The sequence below is a fragment of the Ruegeria sp. N8 genome (assembly GCF_056531325.1).
This window is the reverse complement of the sequence record NZ_JBQFLQ010000007.1, coordinates 64,810-83,859: the sequence shown is the minus strand read 5'-3', so window position 1 is coordinate 83,859 and position 19,050 is coordinate 64,810. Positions and strand designations below refer to the sequence as shown.

The window sequence follows — 19,050 nt, the reverse complement described above, 5'->3', positions numbered from 1 at the left end:
AACGCGCGTAAAGTTTTTATTGACGGCGCGACAAATCCTGAACTAGGCTCTCTGCACAGCATCCAAGCTCAGGGAGGACAGGGATGTACTTAAAACACGCACTTCGTGCGGCGACTGCGCTAACATTCGTCGCAACGGCAGCGGCCCACGCACAATCCATAACGATCGCAACCGTGAACAACGGCGACATGATCCGGATGCAGGGTTATACCGACAAATTCACCGAAGCGACGGGCGTTGAAGTCGAATGGGTGACGCTGGAAGAGAACGTTTTGCGCCAGCGCGTGACCACCGACATCACCACCAAGGGTGGTCAGTTCGACATCATGACGATCGGTATGTACGAAACCCCGATCTGGGGTGCGAACGGCTGGCTGGTTCCGCTGGATGGTCTGTCCGAAGACTATGACGTCGGTGATATCCTGCCCGCGATGTCGGGTGGTCTGAGCCATGAAGGAACGCTCTACGCGGCACCGTTCTATGGCGAAAGCTCGATGATCATGTATCGCACCGACCTGATGGAAAAAGCAGGCATGGAAATGCCCGAAGCGCCAAGCTGGCAATTCATCAAAGAGGCCGCGGCGGCCATGACCGACCGTGACGCTGACATCAACGGTATCTGCCTGCGCGGCAAAGCCGGTTGGGGCGAAGGTGGCGCGTTTATCACCGCGATGTCCAACTCATTTGGCGCGCGCTGGTTTGACGAAGACTGGAAGCCTCAGTTCGACCAGCCAGAATGGGCCGATACGCTGAACTTCTACGTTGAAATGATGTCGGAATCTGGCCCTGCAGGCTATGCCACCAACGGCTTTAACGAGAACTTGTCGCTGTTCCAGCAGGGCAAATGCGGCATGTGGATCGACGCCACCGTTGCGGCGTCATTTGTGACCAACCCCACTGACTCGACCGTGGCGGATAGCGTTGGATTTGCACTGGCCCCAGATACCGGGCTTGGGAAACGCTCCAATTGGCTTTGGGCGTGGGCACTGGCTATTCCGGCTGGTACACAGCAGGAAGACGCGGCCAAACAGTTCATCGAATGGGCAACATCCAAAGACTACATTGAACTGGTTGCCGAAAACGAAGGTTGGGCAAACGTTCCGCCGGGTGCGCGCACCTCTTTGTATGAGAACCCGGAATACCAGAAGGTTCCCTTTGCCAAGATGACGCTGGACTCGATCCTGTCCGCTGATCCGAACAACCCCACGGTCAAGCCGGTTCCGTATGTTGGCATCCAGTTCGCTGCCATCCCGGAATTTGCAGGCATCGCGACCCAGGTCAGCCAAGAGTTCTCGGCAGTCTATGCCGGACAGCAAACGGTTGAAGAAGCCCTTGCCAAGGCGCAGGCCTTTACCGCCGAAGAGATGGAAGCCGCAGGGTACTGAGGTTTTCTCCCCGCGGGCGGGCAGTAATCTGCCCCCCGCTCCCCCCCTTCCACAACTCGCGTTTTTCTCGCAGGCTGAGTTATGCCTGAACAGAGAGGTCTTGCGTCATGGCTACCCAACATTCCCGATCCATTGCTCGCCTGATGATGGCACCCGCAGTGGTCCTGCTGCTTGGCTGGATGCTCGTGCCGCTGACGATGACGCTGTACTTTTCATTCAAGAAATACCTGCCGCTGCGCGGTGGGGATCTGGGCTGGGTCGGGTTCGACAACTATGTTCGGTTCGTATCGTCCAGCTCTTTCTGGCCCGCGGTACAGGCAACGCTTGTGATTGTCGGAGGGGTCCTAGTCATTACCGTTATCCTGGGCATCCTACTGGCGATGCTGCTGGATCAGCCGATGTGGGGGCAAGGTGTTGTCCGCATTCTGGTGATCGCGCCCTTCTTCGTCATGCCCACAGTGTCTGCGCTGGTCTGGAAGAACATGTTCATGGACCCGGTCAACGGCCTGTTGGCCCATCTGTGGCGCTTTTTCGGGGCCGAGCCGATCTCATGGTTGTCCGAGGCTTCGATGACCTCGATTATCATGATCGTGTCTTGGCAGTGGCTGCCCTTTGCGACGCTCATCCTGCTGACTGCGATCCAATCGCTGGATAGTGAACAGCTGGAAGCGGCCGAGATGGATGGTGCCCCCGTTCTGAAGCGCTTCTACCACATCATTCTGCCGCATCTGAGCCGCGCGATTACCATTGTGATCCTGATCCAGACAATCTTTCTTCTGTCGATCTTCGCCGAGATTTTCGTGACCACCGGCGGCGCGTTCGGCACGCGCACTCTTACCTACCTGATCTTCCAGCGGGTGCTGGAAAGCCAAAATGTTGGCCTTGGATCAGCCGGAGGTGTCTATGCAATCATCTTAGCCAACATCGTTGCCATCTTCCTGATGCGCATCGTCGGCAAGAACCTGGACGCGTGAGGAGGTAAGACCATGGCCCGCGCTGTCACAACCCGCCGCAAATCGCTGAATACCGCCCTCGCTTGGGCCGTTGGCTTGCTGATCTTTTTCCCGATCCTGTGGACCATCCTGACCAGCTTCAAGACCGAGGCACAGGCGATCGCCAGCCCACCGCTGTTCTTGAACTTCAACTGGACGTTGGAAAACTACGCCATCGTGCAGGAACGCTCGGACTATATGCGGTTCTTGTGGAATTCGGTCATTATCGCCGGTGGCTCGACTGTTCTGGGTGTCATCATCGCGGTACCCGCAGCATGGGCCATGGCCTTTGTGCCGTCCAAGCGCACCAAGGACATTCTGCTGTGGATGCTGTCCACCAAGATGTTACCTGCCGTTGGCGTGCTCTACCCGATTTACCTGCTGTTTATCCGTTTGGGCCTGCTGGACACACGCGGAGGGCTGGTGGTTGTCCTGATGCTGATCAACCTGCCCATCATCGTCTGGATGCTATACACTTACTTCCGCGAAATCCCCGGCGAAATTCTGGAGGCCGCGCGGATGGACGGCGCAACGCTGAAAGAGGAAATCCTCTACGTCCTGACCCCCATGGCCATCCCCGGCATCGCCTCAACCGTTTTGCTGAACTTCATCCTGGCCTGGAACGAGGCATTCTGGACCCTCAACCTGACCGCTGTCGACGCGGCCCCGCTGACGGCCTTCATCGCCAGCTATTCCAGCCCCGAGGGCCTGTTCTTTGCCAAGCTTAGCGCTGCCTCGACCATGGCCATCGCTCCAATTCTGATCCTTGGCTGGTTTAGCCAAAAACAACTTGTCCGCGGCCTGACCTTCGGCGCTGTGAAATAAGGAACACGACACATGGGACGTATTCAACTCAAGTCCGTGACCAAAAGCTTTGGCGATGTGCAGGTCATTCCGCCGCTGGACCTGACCATCGAAGATGGCGAGTTCACCGTCTTCGTCGGCCCCTCGGGCTGCGGTAAATCCACCCTTTTGCGTCTGATCGCTGGATTGGAAGATATCACCTCGGGCTCTATCGACATTGACGGCGCGGACGCCACCGATGTCCCGCCCGCGAAACGAGGGCTGGCGATGGTGTTTCAGTCCTATGCTCTGTATCCCCATATGACCGTGCGCAAGAACATCGCCTTTCCCCTTCGTATGGCGAAACTGGATCAGGCCGAGATCGACAAGCGCGTCGAAGGCGCGGCAAGCGTCCTGAACCTGACCGATTATCTGGACCGCCGTCCAGGACAACTATCGGGCGGCCAACGCCAGCGGGTTGCCATCGGGCGCGCGATTGTGCGCGAACCAGCGGCATTTCTGTTCGACGAACCTTTGTCGAACCTCGACGCGGCGCTGCGGGTCGGCATGCGGCTAGAGATCAGCGAATTACATGAACGCCTCGCGACCACCATGATCTACGTGACCCATGATCAAGTCGAAGCCATGACGATGGCCGACAAGATCGTCGTCCTTCAGGCCGGAGTAATCGAACAGGTCGGCAGTCCGCTGGAATTATACCGGACACCTCGAAACCTGTTCGTTGCGGGTTTCATTGGCTCCCCCAAAATGAACTTCATCGAGGGCGAAGAGGCCGCGAAATACGGTGCTCAGACCATCGGAATAAGGCCTGAACATATCACAGTCTCAGACACCGAAGGGGACTGGTCCGGGGTGGTGAGCGTTTCTGAACATCTGGGCTCGGATACATTTTTCCATGTCCACGAAACCGGGCTGGCCGACACAATCACTGTCCGCGCGGATGGCGAGGTGGGTTTCCGCCATGGCGACCGCGTTCACCTGACACCGCGCGCTGATGTGATCCACCGGTTCGACGCGAAAGGCTTGCGGATCGGATGACACGTCTGGCTGGTAAAACCGCCCTGATTACTGGGGCCGCGCGCGGCATAGGGCTGGCCTTTGCAAAGGCCTATGTTGCGGAGGGAGCCCGTGTCGCCATAGCCGATATCGGCATCCAGCGCGCGCAACAAGCCGCGACTGAGATCGGCGCATCTGCTCTTGCCGTGGAAATGGACGTGACAAACCAGCCGAGCATCGACAACGCCATCGCCCGCACGACGGCACATTTCGGGCCGATCGACATATTGATCAACAACGCAGCGATCTTCACTGCCGCTCCGATTGTTGAAATTGATCGTGCCGACTATGAGCGTGTCTTCGACATCAACGTTGCCGGTGCCTTGTTCACCATGCAGGCCGTCGCCCGCCATATGATCGCCCATGGTACTAAAGGTCGGATCATCAACATGGCATCGCAAGCTGGGCGGCGTGGAGAGTCTCTGGTTGCCGTGTACTGCGCCAGCAAGGCCGCGATCATATCCTTGACCCAGTCTGCAGGCCTGAACCTGATCCCACATGGGATAAATGTAAACGCGATAGCTCCGGGTGTGGTGGATGGCGAACACTGGGACGGTGTAGATGCGTTCTTTGCCAGACACGAAGGAAAACCCCCCGGACAGAAGAAACGCGAAGTGGCCGCTGGCGTACCCTATGGTCGCATGGGCCGGGCCGAAGACCTGACCGGCATGGCCGTGTTTCTCGCCTCTGACGAGGCAAAATACATCGTTGCACAAACCTATAATGTCGATGGCGGAAATTGGATGAGCTGATGAACCCTGTGGCACACGCAACCCCTCCGATCCAGCTGCGGCGAGACAGGCTGGCAGACTTGCCAGCAACCGTCAGAACCCCTGCTTATCAACCCTCGGACTTGACGCCCGGTATCGTTCACATCGGCCTTGGAAATTTCCACCGCGCTCATCAGGCTTGGTACATTCATAAGCTTATGCAGCAGGACCAGGCCCGCGATTGGGCCATTATAGGAGCGGGAGTACGCAGCTATGACGCCGGGATGCGCCAGAAGTTGCTGGCGCAAGATTGCCTGACCACGTTGATTGAGCTGGATCCACAAGGAATATCCGCAGAGGTCATAGGCCCGATGATCGACTATCTACCGATTGAGGCTGGCAACGCTGCATTGATCCGCGGGATGGCTGATCCGTCTATCCGAATTGTATCTTTAACTGTAACTGAGGGCGGCTATTTTCTGGATGCCAACACCGGCGCTTTCGACACGGATCACGATGATATTCTCCACGATGCGGCAAACCCAAATCGCCCCCGCACCGCTTTCGGCGCCATTGTTGCAGCGCTCGGGATACGTCGTGCAAATGGCTTGACCCCCTTCACCGCGCTAAGCTGTGATAACCTGCAGGGCAACGGCACTATCCTTCGAAACTGTATCGTTGGGTTAGCGCGCCTGTCGGACCCTGATCTTGCCGATTGGATCGACCGGAACGGCGCATTTCCCAATTCGATGGTGGATTGCATCGTGCCAGCAACGAGTGATCAGGTGATTTCACAATGCAACGCACTTGGTATTGATGACCGCGCCCCGGTTTCACACGAGAACTTTCGCCAATGGGTCATCGAGGATAACTTCTGTGCCGGACGACCATCACTTGAACAAGTTGGAGCCACCTTAACCGAGGATGTTCACGGATATGAGGCACAGAAGCTGCGCATATTGAACGGAGGCCACCAACTGCTCGCCAATGTTGGAGAGATACTAAACGTCCCGACAATTTCTGCTTGTATGCAAGACCCTGACATATTGGCTTTTTTTGAAAAAGTCCAAATCGAAGAAATTCTACCCCATGTCGACGCTGTTCCTGGAACGACCCCGCAAGAGTACCTTGGGTTGGTTGAACGTCGGTTTGAGAACACTGCAATTCACGACACAACGCGCCGGGTCGCGTTCGACGGATCAGCGCGACACCCTGGGTTTGTGCTGCCCTCGATACGCGATGCAATTGCTTCGGGCTCTTCCATAAACGGGCTTGCTCTAGCAGAAGCTTTTTGGTGCAGAATGTGCGCAGGGGTTCGCGAGGATGGCTCAGAAATCGCCCCTAACGATCCTGTTTGGGAAAATCTGAGAAAAACGGCGCTGGCGGCTAAAATTGATCCCGGACTTTGGCTTGAACAGGACCTGTATTGTGGCGATTTTGACCATAACACGCAGTTTGTGGCTGCTTTTGCTCGGTGGTTAAACGAGATCTGGAAAAATGGGAGCAAAGCGGTTCTAGCCGAATTTGTCTCTCACAACTCTTTATCCCATTAGCTTCCCACAACTCCAATCAAGCAGCCGCGGCGCAACTTCATCTTCGCACTTAGAACGGCATTGTCCTCTCCAACACAGAATCTAACGAACGATACTGGTACAGCGAACTTTGGAACATCATCACGATCTAAAAACCACCAACTCGTTCAATGAGCCAATACATCGACACTGAACCAATGCCATAAGCGGTAACAAGCGTTGCGGTTTGGCTGATCGGAAGTGCTGTGAACCGCCAAACCAAAACCAGAACAGCCAAAGCCCCGACAAAACTTAGTTGTCCGGCCTCGACGCCAAGGTTGAATGCAAGCAAGGCTTCAGGAATGTCGTTAGAGGGAAGCCCTATCTCGGCCAAAGCGCCTGCAAATCCAAGCCCATGCAAAAGCCCAAACCCGAAACATACGATCCAGGGTTTCTGTTTTGAAAGTCGGAACCGACCTTCGCCGCCCTTTACAATCTCCATCGCCAAAAAAACGATGGAAAGCGCGATAACGGCTTCGACCGGTGACCCGGGAACATTTAAAACTCCGAGTGTTGCCAATGCCAGTGTAATCGAATGGGCAAGCGTAAAGGCTGTTACGGCTCCCACCAGCCTCCAGGGATCGCGGACTAGAATAAACAGCGCGAAGACAAATAACAGATGGTCCCAGCCTTCCAGAATATGTTCAAAACCCAACTGAAAATACGCGATGAAAACAGACCATGCTGTCTGTTCAGAGGGTATCCTCTGGACGGTAATATCTGAGGTGAAACGGAGTGTAGCAGACTCGGCCTGAAGGGGATGCCAGCGGAACAATACATCGTTTTTTTGGGTCTCCAGCCCTTCGATTGTAATGGATTGACCCGCGACATCCGCGCGGCACTCCACAATCCAGCTAGAAACCCATGCTCGCCCATCGGACATTGGATCAGGCCCGCTGGCAGGTGTACAGCTATCCGGTAGCACCACGTCGATCGCCATTGGCTGACCGTTCACGTCTGGCTTACGCCAATGAACACTCCAGGCATCCGGTGAGATTTGACGAATTTCTAGATATCCCGGATCAAGCGCATGTGCGGCTGCATTGCCGGCAGACCAGGCAAACAGCAGAGCATACAATAGGCCAATTATGAATTTCATTTGGCCTGACCTGTGAAATCGGGTGCAATGATCTCATAATTGTCGGCAAGAGCCTCATATTGCGCTTGCGCCAGATCTTCGCTCATGACGCGGCGCCAATCCCGCAGCACTTCATCGTAGATATCTGGCAATGGAGGTATCCGGCTTGGCTCGATCTTCAGCAGCTGTACCAGGTGGACCCCGTAGCCTGATTGGATTGGCCCCACCCATCGACCTTCTTCGAGATTGACGAAACCATCGGAGAACCCGGTTCCGAAGACGGAGTCGATGACCCGCGTCGCGGTCAGCGGCATCGACGCAGGCAGCAATGTCGCGCGGTCCAAGTCGGATACCTCTTGTTCCGCTCGCAACGCGGACAATGCCCTTTCGATGTCGGCGTCACTTGGCTTTTCACCAAGAAAAACCTGAGTGAAGGCAATCTTTTTTGGTGTCGCGTAGCGGTCCGCATTTTGCTGGAGGAAAACTTCTAGATCTTTGTCTGCAGGTACAACTGACGTGGCCATGGCTTCGGTCAAAAAATCCATCTTTTGGCTCAGGCGCGATCTGATCACGCTATCCCCGCGATCCAGACCAAGCTTTCTCGCTTCCCTAACCAGAACCTCTTCGCGGATGGATGCATCGACCAAAGCCTGAAGCTCGGCATTGCTGGGCCGACGTTTCCACCTGGCTGCGAACTGTTCAGCTAACCGCGCGGCATCGCTTTCGCTTATTGCTATGGCCTCTGGATCTGCGATCAACTCGTCATTCGGAGAAACAATGTGAAACCAAATGAATATGGCAGCTCCGATCAAGAAGAAATGGAATAGAGGTTCTTTCACTATTCGCATGAAGGCTCCTGCGTGAAACGCCATCCGGCGATATGTTTTATGCTGGCTTCAGTCAGTTAAATTTTCCAAGGAATCGTAGCCCACGACGTTTTGCAGCTCAGGTGAGAGCAACGCGGCAAAGGTTGCTGCCTCATTCTTCAAACGCGTGCGAAGAAACGTCACTCTGCCGGTGTATACCAAATCGGCGAAGAGTACGCGCGTTCCTGATGCGTAAGCACCGCATCCTCTGGTAGCTCGGCACCAAACCTCAATTTGTCGTACAGTATCCAACGTGGCGTCGGGATTTCGAGCGCACGTACGTAGTAGAATGCGCGCGCATTTGGATCGAAATCAGGATCAGACCAAACGGTTACAAGTTCGGCGGTCCCGATTGTGTTGGTCCAACTTGCGGTTTCGGTATCCACCGTGTTGCCAACCGCAGGGATTTTGCCGTTTTGATCAGCAACTCGATCGTCCGACCATGCCACATCGTAGACCTTCTCCTGCAAAGCACCTTCGGAGTCCAGCCATCCCTTAATCACCTGCACACGATCCAGATTGGCCCCAACCGGGTCGCGTAATGCAGCGATCAGGAATGAGGGTGCTCCGTCGCCCTCATTAGGGCGCATGTCGGAACCCATTGGAACGCCCTTCGTGTAGCCAACATTTGCAATGAACCGGGTTTCAACATCGGCGTCATTGAAATCCCATCCACCAAAGAAGCGCAGACCAATCCGTGGCCCCGTGGTCGCGTAGGTTTCGCGCCGCTTGAATGCATCGAAAATCGCCGCGCGCGTATTTTCAGTCGCCCAAACGGCCGTGTAGCCGGACGCGACGAGGAGGTCGCCGGGAATTTCACCAAGATCATTGGCTATGAAAGGATGCTTGATCCTTGTGGCCGAAGGCTCAACGCTGACGGATTTTCCGAAGAAGTTATCTTCTTCGGCTGTCGCCAGAGATGTATGGCTGTCCGTCGCGCCGCCCATGCCGAACTTATAGGGGTTCACGCCGAACTTTTCTTCCAACATCAAGCCGCGCTTCAATGCCTCGCGCGCGTATTCACCAGCCAGCATGTCGTCGGTTTTAAGTTCAGAGATATCAAGATTGCCGACATCCCAGTTTTCGTAATCCGCAAATTCATCATCAGGGCTCAGGAAGGGATGCGCTTCGCCGTCGCCCTTGATCTGAGTGACCTCATAATGCGGCTCCCATTTAGCGCGGGCAGCGACGTATTCTTCGTCAACCTTTCCACCGTGATAGGTGTCTTCGGTTGGGAACATCCATCCATTTGACAAGTTGCCATTATGAGCGAATGCAACCGCGCGCCCGCCTGTTTTCTGCTGATACTCTTCAAGCCAAGCATAAAGCGCCTTTGGATCTGTATCACCATAAGGGGGTTGCGTGACCGGAGGTACCATTTGAAGCGCCCTGATAGGCCCATCGCGCAGCATAACGTTCCGGTGCAGGTTGAAGCCTTTCGGAACCGACGTCCACTCGAACCCAATGAAAGCGGTGAAATTGCCAGGGTCGTTGTGTCGTTCAGCCGCCAGAACGATATTTTCCCAAGTAAAGGCAAAAGCATCAGCGCCCGGGCTGTATGATTCAAGCAAAACTTCCGGCAGAGTCATCTGTGAGAAGTTGGTAATAATGTCGAATGCAGCCTTGCCAGCTTCTTCTCCACCCGCTTTGTAACCTTTGTACCACTCCAATCCTTTTGGATCGGCGAGAACACCGGGTTTGCCTGCCTGCAGATCAGGAGCGAATCCCATCAAGTCTGTGTGGTCCGTAAGAACCATCCAATCCAAAGGCCGGGCCAGTCTGACAGGCTGGCCCGTCGAAGAAATGACTTGCTCACCTTTGGCAAAGCGCCAGGCTTCGTCCGGCAGCAGAGTGTTGCCAAAGGCTCCGGCGTCCAATGAAAGTCCCGTATGAAGGTGAGTGTCCCCCCATAAAGGGCGTTCCGGGAAGGATCTGTTGGCATATGGAGAATAGGGTTGCTCCGAGAACAAGCCCTCGGCAGCCTCTTCACTTGGGACAGCATCGGCGAAGGCACTAACCGGCGTCAATCCTAGAGCTGTTAAGCTTAGAAGCATACGAAACATTGTGACCTCCCAAATCAATTTTTACCCGGTAGCGTTGGTGATTTACGTCGCATCGGACTAATATTCGAATTTCTTTATATCATATTGATTTTGTTCTTCGGAAAGATTCTTGTTTCGTTGTGACGGTGCTAGAAATGAGACAAGCCAAAGACCCCTTTCCTAACATCGTTCAAATGACAGTTTGCCAATAAAATAAGGTCTTTATCCTACCAATCTATATGGTTGGAACGTTGCTGGTCGATTTCCTTAAAACAGACTGGACGGTCATCTCGTTCTTGACGCCCGAGAAAGCTTCCTACTGACAATTTGGAGTTTATCTGAGAATCGACTCTCACGTGATTAAGCGTCAATCGCAGCACGACATTACATGACAAACGACCGTAAATGGCTGCAGTTTATGGGAGAAGAGTTCTTTCGTCGGTGCGATGGCATAGGTAGAGTTCCAAATCATCGACCACATTGGGAACAGTTGAACCGGTTCGCTTAAATCCGACTTTGCATCCAGTAACACGTCAAGAGAGCCAATGAAGCCCTTGACCTCTTACAAAACGGTAGTCTTCATTAAACAAGAAACTGATCATACTGTTGGACAAATGAGCCACCGATCATTTGACGGGTTAAGTTAACAAGGAGATGCTTGCTGGCAGTACGCATTCAGAGATCCTGCTCCTAACGCAAGCAATACCAATTGATGTCAGAAATTGCGTCTTGGCTAAATAGACATGGTTTGTCCAAGTATGCTGCCGCTTTTGCCGAACATGAAATTGAACTTTGCGACCTGTCTGAACTATCTGACGAAGACCTTGTAACAATCGGACTTCCGCTGGGGCCGAGAAGGCGTTTTCTGAAAGCCGTTCGCGCCAGCATGGAAATGGGGCAGCGCCCGCCCAGCAATAGCAACAGCGCCGAGATCGTGGCAGAGCGGCGACAGCTTACTGTAATGTTTATCGATCTTGTCGGTTCAACGGAAATAGCGCAAAGCGTCGACCCGGAAGACTTGGCTGATGTTCTTCGACTTTTCAAGGAAACCTGTGCTGCGGCTGTTGCAGCGTATGATGGCCATATTGCCAGCTACTATGGCGACGGGATTATGGTTTTCTTTGGGTTTCCCCACGCCCATGAAGACGACCCGGAGCGCGCTATTCGTGCCGGTCTGCGCATCATTGATGAGATGCCAGATGTTCGCACCCACGCGAAACTCAACGTTCGGATTGGGATAGCAACCGGGTTGGTTGTGGTCGGCGATCTGCGCGGCGAAAAGATGTTTGAAGACGGAACGGCGATGGGTGAGGCACCCAATCTGGCCGCGCGTCTTCAAGCGATGGCGGATCCGGGTACGATGATCATCGCCCCAACCACTCATCAGCTGGCGGGTGAAGCTTTTAAATACGTTCTGCGCGGTGCGTTTAAACTCAAGGGTTTTGCTAAGGAAGTCGAAGCCTGGCAAGTAACCGGGGAGCGGGAAACAGTCAGCCGATTTATGGCGATCGACAATATTTTGCTCAAGCCCTTGGTCGGTCGCACCGCGGAATTGGAGGCGCTGAACGACAATTGGGCTTTGGCCGGTGATCGCCAGGGTCAGGTTGTGTTGGTGTCAGGTGAGCCGGGAATTGGCAAGTCGCGGCTGGTAGAAGAATTTCGGCAGAACATCTCGGACTTGCCCCACAAGCAAATGCGATATCAGTGTTCTCCATATCATTTTGCGACTTCCCTGCATCCCATCATTCGCCAACTTGAGAATGCAGCTGATCTTCGCGCGGACGAGCCAAATCACGTTAAGCTTGAAAAAATCCGCGGCGTGTTGAGCGATCAATCGGACGATGCTTTGAAGTTGGCAGGATCCCTATTGTCTGTTCCGTTTGAAGATCATTTGGGGCCTATAGATCTGACACCGCAGCAGATCATGGAACAGTCGCTGGAATTGTTGCTGGACAATCTTGCGTCAGAGGCTGACGGTCCTCCAGTTCTCTTCCTTTTGGAAGATGCCCACTGGATTGATCCAACAACCAAATTGCTGCTTGATCGGATGGTGGATCGAATTCGCAACCTTCCGGTGCTGGTCGTCATGACCTTCCGGCCCGAGTTCGATCCAGGTTGGACACTGCAATCCAACCTTACGAAGGTTGATTTGAAGCAGCTAAACTTTCGACAGGTAAAGAGCATTGTTGACGAAGTCGCCAAAGGCGAGATGGTCGCTGAAGAGATGTATGACGTGGTCGCGGCAAGATCCAACGGCGTGCCGCTATACGTTGAGGAGGTGACGAAAGATCTCCTTGAATCTGGCGTCCTGACCAGGGGAAGGGACACCTACACGATGGGCGGGGCATCGCCGGCAAACTCGGTGCCCAGTACGTTACATGATGCATTGATGGCACGCCTTGATCGCCTGAGCTCTGCCAAAGAGGTCGCCCAGATTGGCGCTGTAATAGGCCCTCAGTTTACTTTTCAATTGATCTCAAAAGTGGCGAACGTAGGCGATGGTGCGTTGCGCGCAGGACTGGAACTTTTGGTTGAGGCTGGCATAGTAACAGCGTCTCGTTCAGAAGGTTTTGAAACCTTCAGCTACTGTCACGCCCTTATTCGTGACACCGCTTACAATAGCCTTCTAAAGCGGGAACGTCGGGTTCTACACTCTCGTGTCGCGCAATATTTGAAAGAAAAGTCGGCACATACGGGTGATGCAAGCCCGGAAATTCTGGCTCATCACTACACCATGGCAGGCATGTGTAAGGAGGCAGTGGACTATCGTTATCTTGCAGGCCAGCGGGCAGTCCAGCGATCCGCTAACATTGAGGCAGGCACGCAATTGTCCCTGGCGATTGAGCAGCTTGGCGAAATGGATCAAAGTATCGAGCGGGACCGCAAGGAAATTGAGGTTCAGGTTCTCAAGGCCGGTGTCTTACGAACGACCGCCGGAATAGCCGCCGACGAAACCGGTTCTGTTTACGAAAGAATACGCGACTTGTGTGAACGAGTTGAAGAAACAGAGCAGCTATTTCCAGTTCTGAATGGTTTGTATTCCTTCCATTTGGTGCGCGCCGAGTATGATTTGGCCAGGAACGTCGCGGCGCAATTGCTGGATCTGTCGACCTCGACTCGTGAGACGCAGCATCAGATGGTGGCGCATCGCGCAATGGGCGCAGTTCTGTTTCATATTGGTGATCTGGAGCCCGCATACGATCATTTAAGCAAAGCACTGGAACTCTACAGCCGGGAACGTGATGCACATCTGGCTTACATCTATGGATCCGACCATGCGGCGATTACGTCGTGTTTCCTAAGCTTGGCAATGTGGATGCGCGGGGACCCAGACAAAGCACTTGAGGTTCAAATGCTGGCGGTTTTGGGTGCAAAAGAGCTGGAGCATGCTCACAGTATCGCGCAGTCTCTGACCTATCTATGCATGCTTCATCTGTTGCGCCGTGAACCCGAAAAAGTGCTGGAGATCGCAAAGCAGCTTGACGGGCTGTCAGCCAAGCACTCATTCACATTCATGTCTTTGACTGCGACCTTGTGGCGAAGCTGGGTGAAAGCCCATGTTTCGCCAAACCAAGAATCAATCGATGCGTTACACGAAGCGTCGATAGCGTGGTGGGAGAGTGGTGCGGGAAACTACAAACCATTCTTTCTGACACTTTTGGCGGAACTCACATTGAACATAGGTGACCGAGATAGGGCCCTAAATTTTCTGGCTCAGGCTCGTGAACAACAGCAGTACACAAATGAAGGATGGGCCCGATCTGAGACGGATCGAGTCTACGCGCTGGCACGTTGCGACAATGAATTGGCAGAAAAAGAATTTCGTGGGGCACTAGCTACTGCAAGAGAACAGAAAGCAAAGATGCTTGAACTTCGAACATCCGTAGATTTCGCAAAACAATGCAAACTATTTGGACAGGCGCATAGGGCGATATCTGATGTTCGCACTGCTTTGGATGGGATTGCTGGAGGTGAGACTACGATCGATGTGATTGAAGCAGTCAAGCTCCTTGATCAACGACCTGCAAACTAAGTTTCTTGTTTTCCTGGGCATTGCGCGGCTCTATCGCTTGCGAAACTCTTTCGGAAGAAATGCGCGCTGCAACGGTCGCAAAATTAGCTGTACTCTATGTCGTCCCAGAGCCGCCAATCGCAAAAAGCAAGCTTATCCCTGCGCCCTGCCACAAGCGACCTTGCCATTCGTTTAGCTCGGCAAATATTCCGTACTCCACGACTCTGCAACATCGCCAGATTTGATCATCACTTCGATGGCCTCCTCCACATAACCGAGTTCACCGAGGATCATGCGGGTTGAAGTGCCAAACTTCTCGGATGGCTCGACTGCAAATACCTTTGCACGGGTTGGGCGCACTGCGTAGGGGTCAAGTTGTGTTACCTCATGACCGCTGGGGTGGTCGGGGTAAATCGAGAAAGAGTAGCTGCCATTTTCAGTGCCCGGTGTACCATCCGCCTCGCGTGAATTCCTCGCGCGCAAGGCGTCGAGATTTTCGCAGATTGCCACGCCGATATCAGCCGATTGCAGTTTTTCCACCCAATCCGACGCAGGAAGGGTTTGGAATGCAGTCGCAAGATAGGCGGCACGGTCTTCTTCTGGCAGATCAGGCAGTTCCTCTAGGCCCTCGACTTTTCGGAACCGCGGCAGATCGGCTTCGTAGGCACTGAGCAGCACATAGCGCCCCGACGCGGTACTATAGAACCGTGTCAGAGCATCATAGCCATTTGCCTCGGGGCCCGACGGTTCGTCGAAAAGCCCTCGCCCCTTGTAATCAAAAGCAAAGGGGATTTGCAGAAGACCGCTATTAGCATTGAGCGAGGTGCGACCGCGCCCAATCCGACCGAAGCGGTATTTCTGATAGAGTGCTGCGGCCACTCCAAGTGCGCCACCAAATCCGCACATAACGTCGATCGTGCCCACATGGGCGTGTTCCTCTGGTCGGTCCATAGCACCACCAAAGCGCAGCATGATACCGGTTGTCGCCTGAACCAAGTCATCGTAGCCGATGTAGTCAGTACGCGTGCCCCGGCGCACGCCGCTGAAACAATCGAGTTTGCAGAACAACGCATCCGGGTTGAGTTTGCGCAGGTTGTCAGCATCAAGACCCATTTTCTTGATCTGATTGTCCGGTGCGTTCCAAACGATAACGTCGACGGATTTAACAAGATCCTCGAAAACCCGGCGTCCGTGATGAGAGGTGATATCTGCTAGAATGGAGCGCTTGCCGCGCATCTGGGACATGCCATAGATGACGGTGTTCCAACTGTCATACATCGGCACGGAGGGGTCGAGCTTGATCACCTCGGCCCCGAACCGCGCCAGATAACTGGCCGAATGTGGGCCCGCGATCACATTGCATAGGTCCAGAACCCGTACGCCGGTTAACCACCCTACTTTCGCGGTTTCTTCAGAAGGGTCTGGGATCTCGGTGCGGTGTTTCTTCAATATTTTCAGCGCTTCGTCGAAATCGACCCATCGACGGGGCTCCGGCTGCAATGCCTCTTCGCCGCTCTCTTCCATCCAGACCACTGGGCCGGGTTGCGTCATATCACCATAAATCGGGTCGTGAACGTCGATCATCAGACCCGAAGTCTCGGCGTATTCGTCATGAATCCATTCCTGTAGCCAGCGCTGCGGCGCTCCGGGGATCAGGCCCCGGCCGAACATTTTTTTCCATTCGTGCGATGTGCGGGTCATAAAGACCTCTTTCATACGCGCCGAGATTTTATCGGCCCAGAATTTGGGCATCGGATAGACCCCGAGTGAGGTGTCGTGCGACCATTCCGACCAAGGTTTGTATGTGTCTTCTTCCGAAGTCAGCCCGTCAGCAACCAACTCGTCATAAATGCCGAGTACTTCCAGACAGCGACGGGCGTGGTTCTTGTGGCTGGGGCAAACGACGTAGAACATGCGCCCGTCCTTACACATGTAACTGCGGAAGAACGGGTCCAACAATTCCTGCAGTTCTTCATATGCAACGTTCATCGGCAGACCTTCGATACGCCGACGTTCAATCTCGACCTCGCGCTGGGTCAGATAGCGCTCGGGCATGTTTTCTACCTTGATCGAGTTGTAACAGAGCCCCTCCATCACGGCGGCTGCCAGCGGAACTTCGATCTGGTCGCCAAGACCTGTTACCTGCCGTGATTGCAAAGCCAATACCGTAGCCGACGCGGCGATCTGCGAGGCATAAGCCGAGGCAAGTGGCAGGGGAGAAAATGACGGGTTCAGCCCCATTAGCACTCGGTTTAGCCCCATGTCGGTAAATACGCCCGAACTTGCCGCGACGATGCTTTCGTAGGCCCGAAGTTCGCGCCGTTCTTCGTCATTTGATGCAAAACCGGGGATCGAGATCGTGATCAATTCGGGCCTTTCTTCGCGCATCGCGGCAAAGTCCATTCCAAGCGCGGCCAACTTACCCGGGCGGAAGTTCTCGACGATAATATCGGCCTCGGCGCAGAGCGTTTTGGCTCTCTCCAACCCCTCTGGCGTCTTGAGGTCCAAATTAACGATCACCTTGTTCCGGTTCAGTGCAGCATTTGCCGGGCTGTCCCACATCGGACCGCTGGGCGGATCAATATGCACCACGGTTGCCCCCAAATCGCCCAGCAACATTGCGACGGCAGGGCCCGCGATATACTGGCCGAAATCGACGACCTTCACACCGGTCAGCGGAAGATTGGAAAACGAATTGCGCATGGATCCTCCGGGAAACTTTTACGTCCGGATGCTGACAGGTCTTATTGACCCGCCAGCATCCAGCCCGCGGCTTTTTCTGCGATCATGATAGTGGGCGAATTGGTGTTACCGCTGGTAATCTCTGGCATGACCGAGGCATCAACCACACGCAGACCAGCCACCCCCTTCATGCGTAGATGCGGGTCAAGAACGGCGGTTTCATCTTCCTCGCGCCCCATTTTGATCGTGCCGACAGGGTGAAAGATCGTGCTGGCGATGTCGCCTGCCAACCGGGCAAGTTCCTCGTCAGTTTGATATTGGATACCCGGTTTGAATTCTTCCGGCTCGTAAGCTTCCATCGCGGGCTGCGCCATGATTTCGCGCACCTGCCGCAGGCTTTGGGCGGCAACTATGCGGTCTTCGTCTGTGTCAAGATAGTTGGGCGAAATCTGAGGTGGCTGACGGAAATCCGAAGACGCAATACGGACATGCCCGCGACTGGTCGGATTCAGGTTACATACACTGACGGTAATGGCCGGGAAGTCATGTAGGTCTTCGCCAAAGGCTTCAAGGCTCAGCGGCTGGACATGATATTCGAGGTTGGCATGAGGGCGCTGAGGATCGGATCGAGTGAAAGCCCCCAGTTGGCTGGGCGACATGCTCATCGGGCCAGACCGCTTCAGCACATATTCCAAACCGATCTTGGCTTTGCCTACCAGAGAATTGGCCAAGGTGTTCAGCGTCCGAGTGCCCTTTACCTTGTATACCGCTCGTATTTGCAGGTGGTCCTGCAGGTTCTCACCAACGAAGGGCGCATCCATTGCTACGTCTATCCCGTGCTCTTTGAGAAGCGCCGCTGGGCCTATTCCAGACAGTTGCAGGATTTGCGGAGAGTTCACGGCACCCGCCGACAGAACCAACTCCTTTGAGGCTTGGACCGTAACGGGCTGCCCTTTGTGGTGGACAACCGCGCCGGTGCAACGCAACGCGGTGTCTTTGCCTTTCTCAAAGGTCAGTTTCTCGACCTGCGCCTCGGTCCAGATCGTCAGATTTGGGCGTGACTTGGCCGGGCGCAGAAACGCCTTGGACGTGTTCCAGCGCCAGCCCGAGCGCTGGTTGACGTCGAAATAGCCCACCCCGGCATTGTCGCCCGTGTTGAAATCATCCGTCTTGGAAATGCCGTTCTCAACGGCGGCATCGGCAAAACTGTCCAGAACATCCCAGCGCAGCCGCTGTTTTTCGACCCGCCATTCGCCACCATGCCCGTGCAGGTCGGAAAACCGGCTGTTGTCACCAGTGCTCGGGTCGGCGCCATCGTCTAGCTTGTAGTGGTTCTCATGAGCCTTAAAGTCGGCCAGCGAGTTGTCCCAACTCCAGGCCTCTTCACCGGTGAGCTTGGCCCAATTGTCATAGTCGCGGGCCTGACCCCGCATATAAATCATCCCGTTGATCGAAGAGCATCCACCCAGCGTCTTTCCGCGCGGATACAGCAGGCTGCGACCGTTCAGCCCCTTGGCTGGTTCGGTTTTGTACATCCAGTCCGCGCGCGGGTTGCCGATGCAGTAGAGATAGCCAACAGGGATGTGTATCCAAGGATAGGTATCGGCCTTACCCGCCTCAAGCAGCAAAACTCGGTTCTTGGTGTCGGCGCTCAGCCTGTTGGCCATCAGGCACCCGGCCGATCCGCCACCAATCACGATATAGTCGAACCTGTTTGCGCCGTCAGACATCCGTGTCGTCCACCTATTCAGTCGTTGCTTCGCCTTATGCGCACCGGAAAGGAAATGGATTCCGATTTTCTTGTACGCGACCCTTTCATTTACCTCCGAAGTTCGGGAGGCTGTTCACCTGG

Annotated in this window: 12 protein-coding genes; 7 read left to right on the top strand and 5 right to left on the bottom strand. The window is 54.6% G+C overall.

Features of this window, described 5'->3' with window-relative positions; genetic code table 11:
• Positions 1-83 precede the first annotated feature (83 nt).
• From ACR0C5_RS14200 to ACR0C5_RS14175, 6 genes are all read left to right on the top strand, one after another.
• Complete coding sequence (locus tag ACR0C5_RS14200) at positions 84-1,385, top strand: ABC transporter substrate-binding protein (RefSeq protein ID WP_170773725.1); 1,302 nt, start codon at positions 84-86, stop codon at positions 1,383-1,385.
• A gap of 107 nt (positions 1,386-1,492) precedes the next feature.
• A complete protein-coding gene (locus ACR0C5_RS14195; RefSeq protein WP_170773723.1) occupies positions 1,493-2,359 on the top strand; it encodes a carbohydrate ABC transporter permease in 867 nt (288 codons plus the stop codon).
• 12 nt (positions 2,360-2,371) lie between these two features.
• Positions 2,372-3,202, top strand: coding sequence for a carbohydrate ABC transporter permease (locus tag ACR0C5_RS14190; protein ID WP_170448185.1), 831 nt, complete (start codon positions 2,372-2,374; stop codon positions 3,200-3,202).
• Positions 3,203-3,214: 12 nt separating this feature from the next.
• The gene (locus ACR0C5_RS14185) at positions 3,215-4,219 is read left to right on the top strand and encodes an ABC transporter ATP-binding protein (protein WP_170773719.1); all 1,005 of its coding nucleotides are present in this window, start codon (positions 3,215-3,217) and stop codon (positions 4,217-4,219) included.
• On the top strand, positions 4,216-4,989 hold the full coding sequence (locus ACR0C5_RS14180; RefSeq protein ID WP_480877451.1) for an L-iditol 2-dehydrogenase: 774 nt from the start codon (positions 4,216-4,218) through the stop codon (positions 4,987-4,989). The genes ACR0C5_RS14185 and ACR0C5_RS14180 overlap by 4 nt, the downstream gene beginning before the upstream one ends.
• The gene (locus ACR0C5_RS14175) at positions 4,989-6,500 is read left to right on the top strand and encodes a mannitol dehydrogenase family protein (protein WP_480877449.1); all 1,512 of its coding nucleotides are present in this window, start codon (positions 4,989-4,991) and stop codon (positions 6,498-6,500) included. The genes ACR0C5_RS14180 and ACR0C5_RS14175 overlap by 1 nt, the downstream gene beginning before the upstream one ends.
• Before the next feature lie 127 nt (positions 6,501-6,627).
• On the opposite strand, the gene ACR0C5_RS14170 is transcribed toward ACR0C5_RS14175, so the two are convergent.
• From ACR0C5_RS14170 to ACR0C5_RS14160, 3 genes are all read right to left on the bottom strand, one after another.
• A complete protein-coding gene (locus ACR0C5_RS14170) occupies positions 6,628-7,617 on the bottom strand; it encodes a HupE/UreJ family protein (protein ID WP_170773714.1) in 990 nt (329 codons plus the stop codon).
• Positions 7,614-8,468, bottom strand: coding sequence for a peptidyl-prolyl cis-trans isomerase (locus ACR0C5_RS14165; protein ID WP_170773712.1), 855 nt, complete (start codon positions 8,466-8,468; stop codon positions 7,614-7,616). The genes ACR0C5_RS14170 and ACR0C5_RS14165 overlap by 4 nt, the downstream gene beginning before the upstream one ends.
• Before the next feature lie 134 nt (positions 8,469-8,602).
• On the bottom strand, positions 8,603-10,525 hold the full coding sequence (locus ACR0C5_RS14160; RefSeq protein WP_170787030.1) for a DUF3604 domain-containing protein: 1,923 nt from the start codon (positions 10,523-10,525) through the stop codon (positions 8,603-8,605).
• Between the two features lie 691 nt (positions 10,526-11,216).
• Here ACR0C5_RS14160 and ACR0C5_RS14155 point away from each other — a divergent pair.
• Positions 11,217-14,537 carry an ATP-binding protein gene (locus ACR0C5_RS14155; RefSeq protein ID WP_480877447.1) on the top strand — a complete coding sequence of 1,107 codons (3,321 nt, stop codon included), beginning with the start codon at positions 11,217-11,219 and terminating at the stop codon, positions 14,535-14,537.
• A gap of 171 nt (positions 14,538-14,708) precedes the next feature.
• Here ACR0C5_RS14155 and ACR0C5_RS14150 read toward each other — a convergent pair whose 3' ends face one another.
• Together ACR0C5_RS14150 and ACR0C5_RS14145 are read right to left on the bottom strand one after the other, a co-directional pair.
• Positions 14,709-17,219, bottom strand: coding sequence for a CoA transferase (locus tag ACR0C5_RS14150; protein WP_480877445.1), 2,511 nt, complete (start codon positions 17,217-17,219; stop codon positions 14,709-14,711).
• Positions 17,220-17,260: 41 nt separating this feature from the next.
• Positions 17,261-18,928, bottom strand: a complete 1,668-nt coding sequence (locus ACR0C5_RS14145) for a GMC family oxidoreductase (protein WP_480877443.1) — start codon at positions 18,926-18,928, stop codon at positions 17,261-17,263.
• Positions 18,929-19,050 lie beyond the last annotated feature (122 nt).

Bases quoted from the DNA above. Each gene is read 5' to 3' on its own strand.
- ACR0C5_RS14160 (WP_170787030.1), bottom strand. From the start codon at position 10,525: ATGTTTCGTATGCTTCTAAGCTTAACAGCTCTAGGATTGACGCCGGTT.
- ACR0C5_RS14185 (WP_170773719.1), top strand. From the start codon at position 3,215: ATGGGACGTATTCAACTCAAGTCCGTGACCAAAAGCTTTGGCGATGTG.
- ACR0C5_RS14190 (WP_170448185.1), top strand. From the start codon at position 2,372: ATGGCCCGCGCTGTCACAACCCGCCGCAAATCGCTGAATACCGCCCTC.
- ACR0C5_RS14180 (WP_480877451.1), top strand. From the start codon at position 4,216: ATGACACGTCTGGCTGGTAAAACCGCCCTGATTACTGGGGCCGCGCGC.
- ACR0C5_RS14150 (WP_480877445.1), bottom strand. From the start codon at position 17,219: ATGCGCAATTCGTTTTCCAATCTTCCGCTGACCGGTGTGAAGGTCGTC.
- ACR0C5_RS14200 (WP_170773725.1), top strand. From the start codon at position 84: ATGTACTTAAAACACGCACTTCGTGCGGCGACTGCGCTAACATTCGTC.
- ACR0C5_RS14175 (WP_480877449.1), top strand. From the start codon at position 4,989: ATGAACCCTGTGGCACACGCAACCCCTCCGATCCAGCTGCGGCGAGAC.
- ACR0C5_RS14170 (WP_170773714.1), bottom strand. From the start codon at position 7,617: ATGAAATTCATAATTGGCCTATTGTATGCTCTGCTGTTTGCCTGGTCT.
- ACR0C5_RS14195 (WP_170773723.1), top strand. From the start codon at position 1,493: ATGGCTACCCAACATTCCCGATCCATTGCTCGCCTGATGATGGCACCC.
- ACR0C5_RS14165 (WP_170773712.1), bottom strand. From the start codon at position 8,468: ATGGCGTTTCACGCAGGAGCCTTCATGCGAATAGTGAAAGAACCTCTA.
- ACR0C5_RS14145 (WP_480877443.1), bottom strand. From the start codon at position 18,928: ATGTCTGACGGCGCAAACAGGTTCGACTATATCGTGATTGGTGGCGGA.
- ACR0C5_RS14155 (WP_480877447.1), top strand. From the start codon at position 11,217: ATGTCAGAAATTGCGTCTTGGCTAAATAGACATGGTTTGTCCAAGTAT.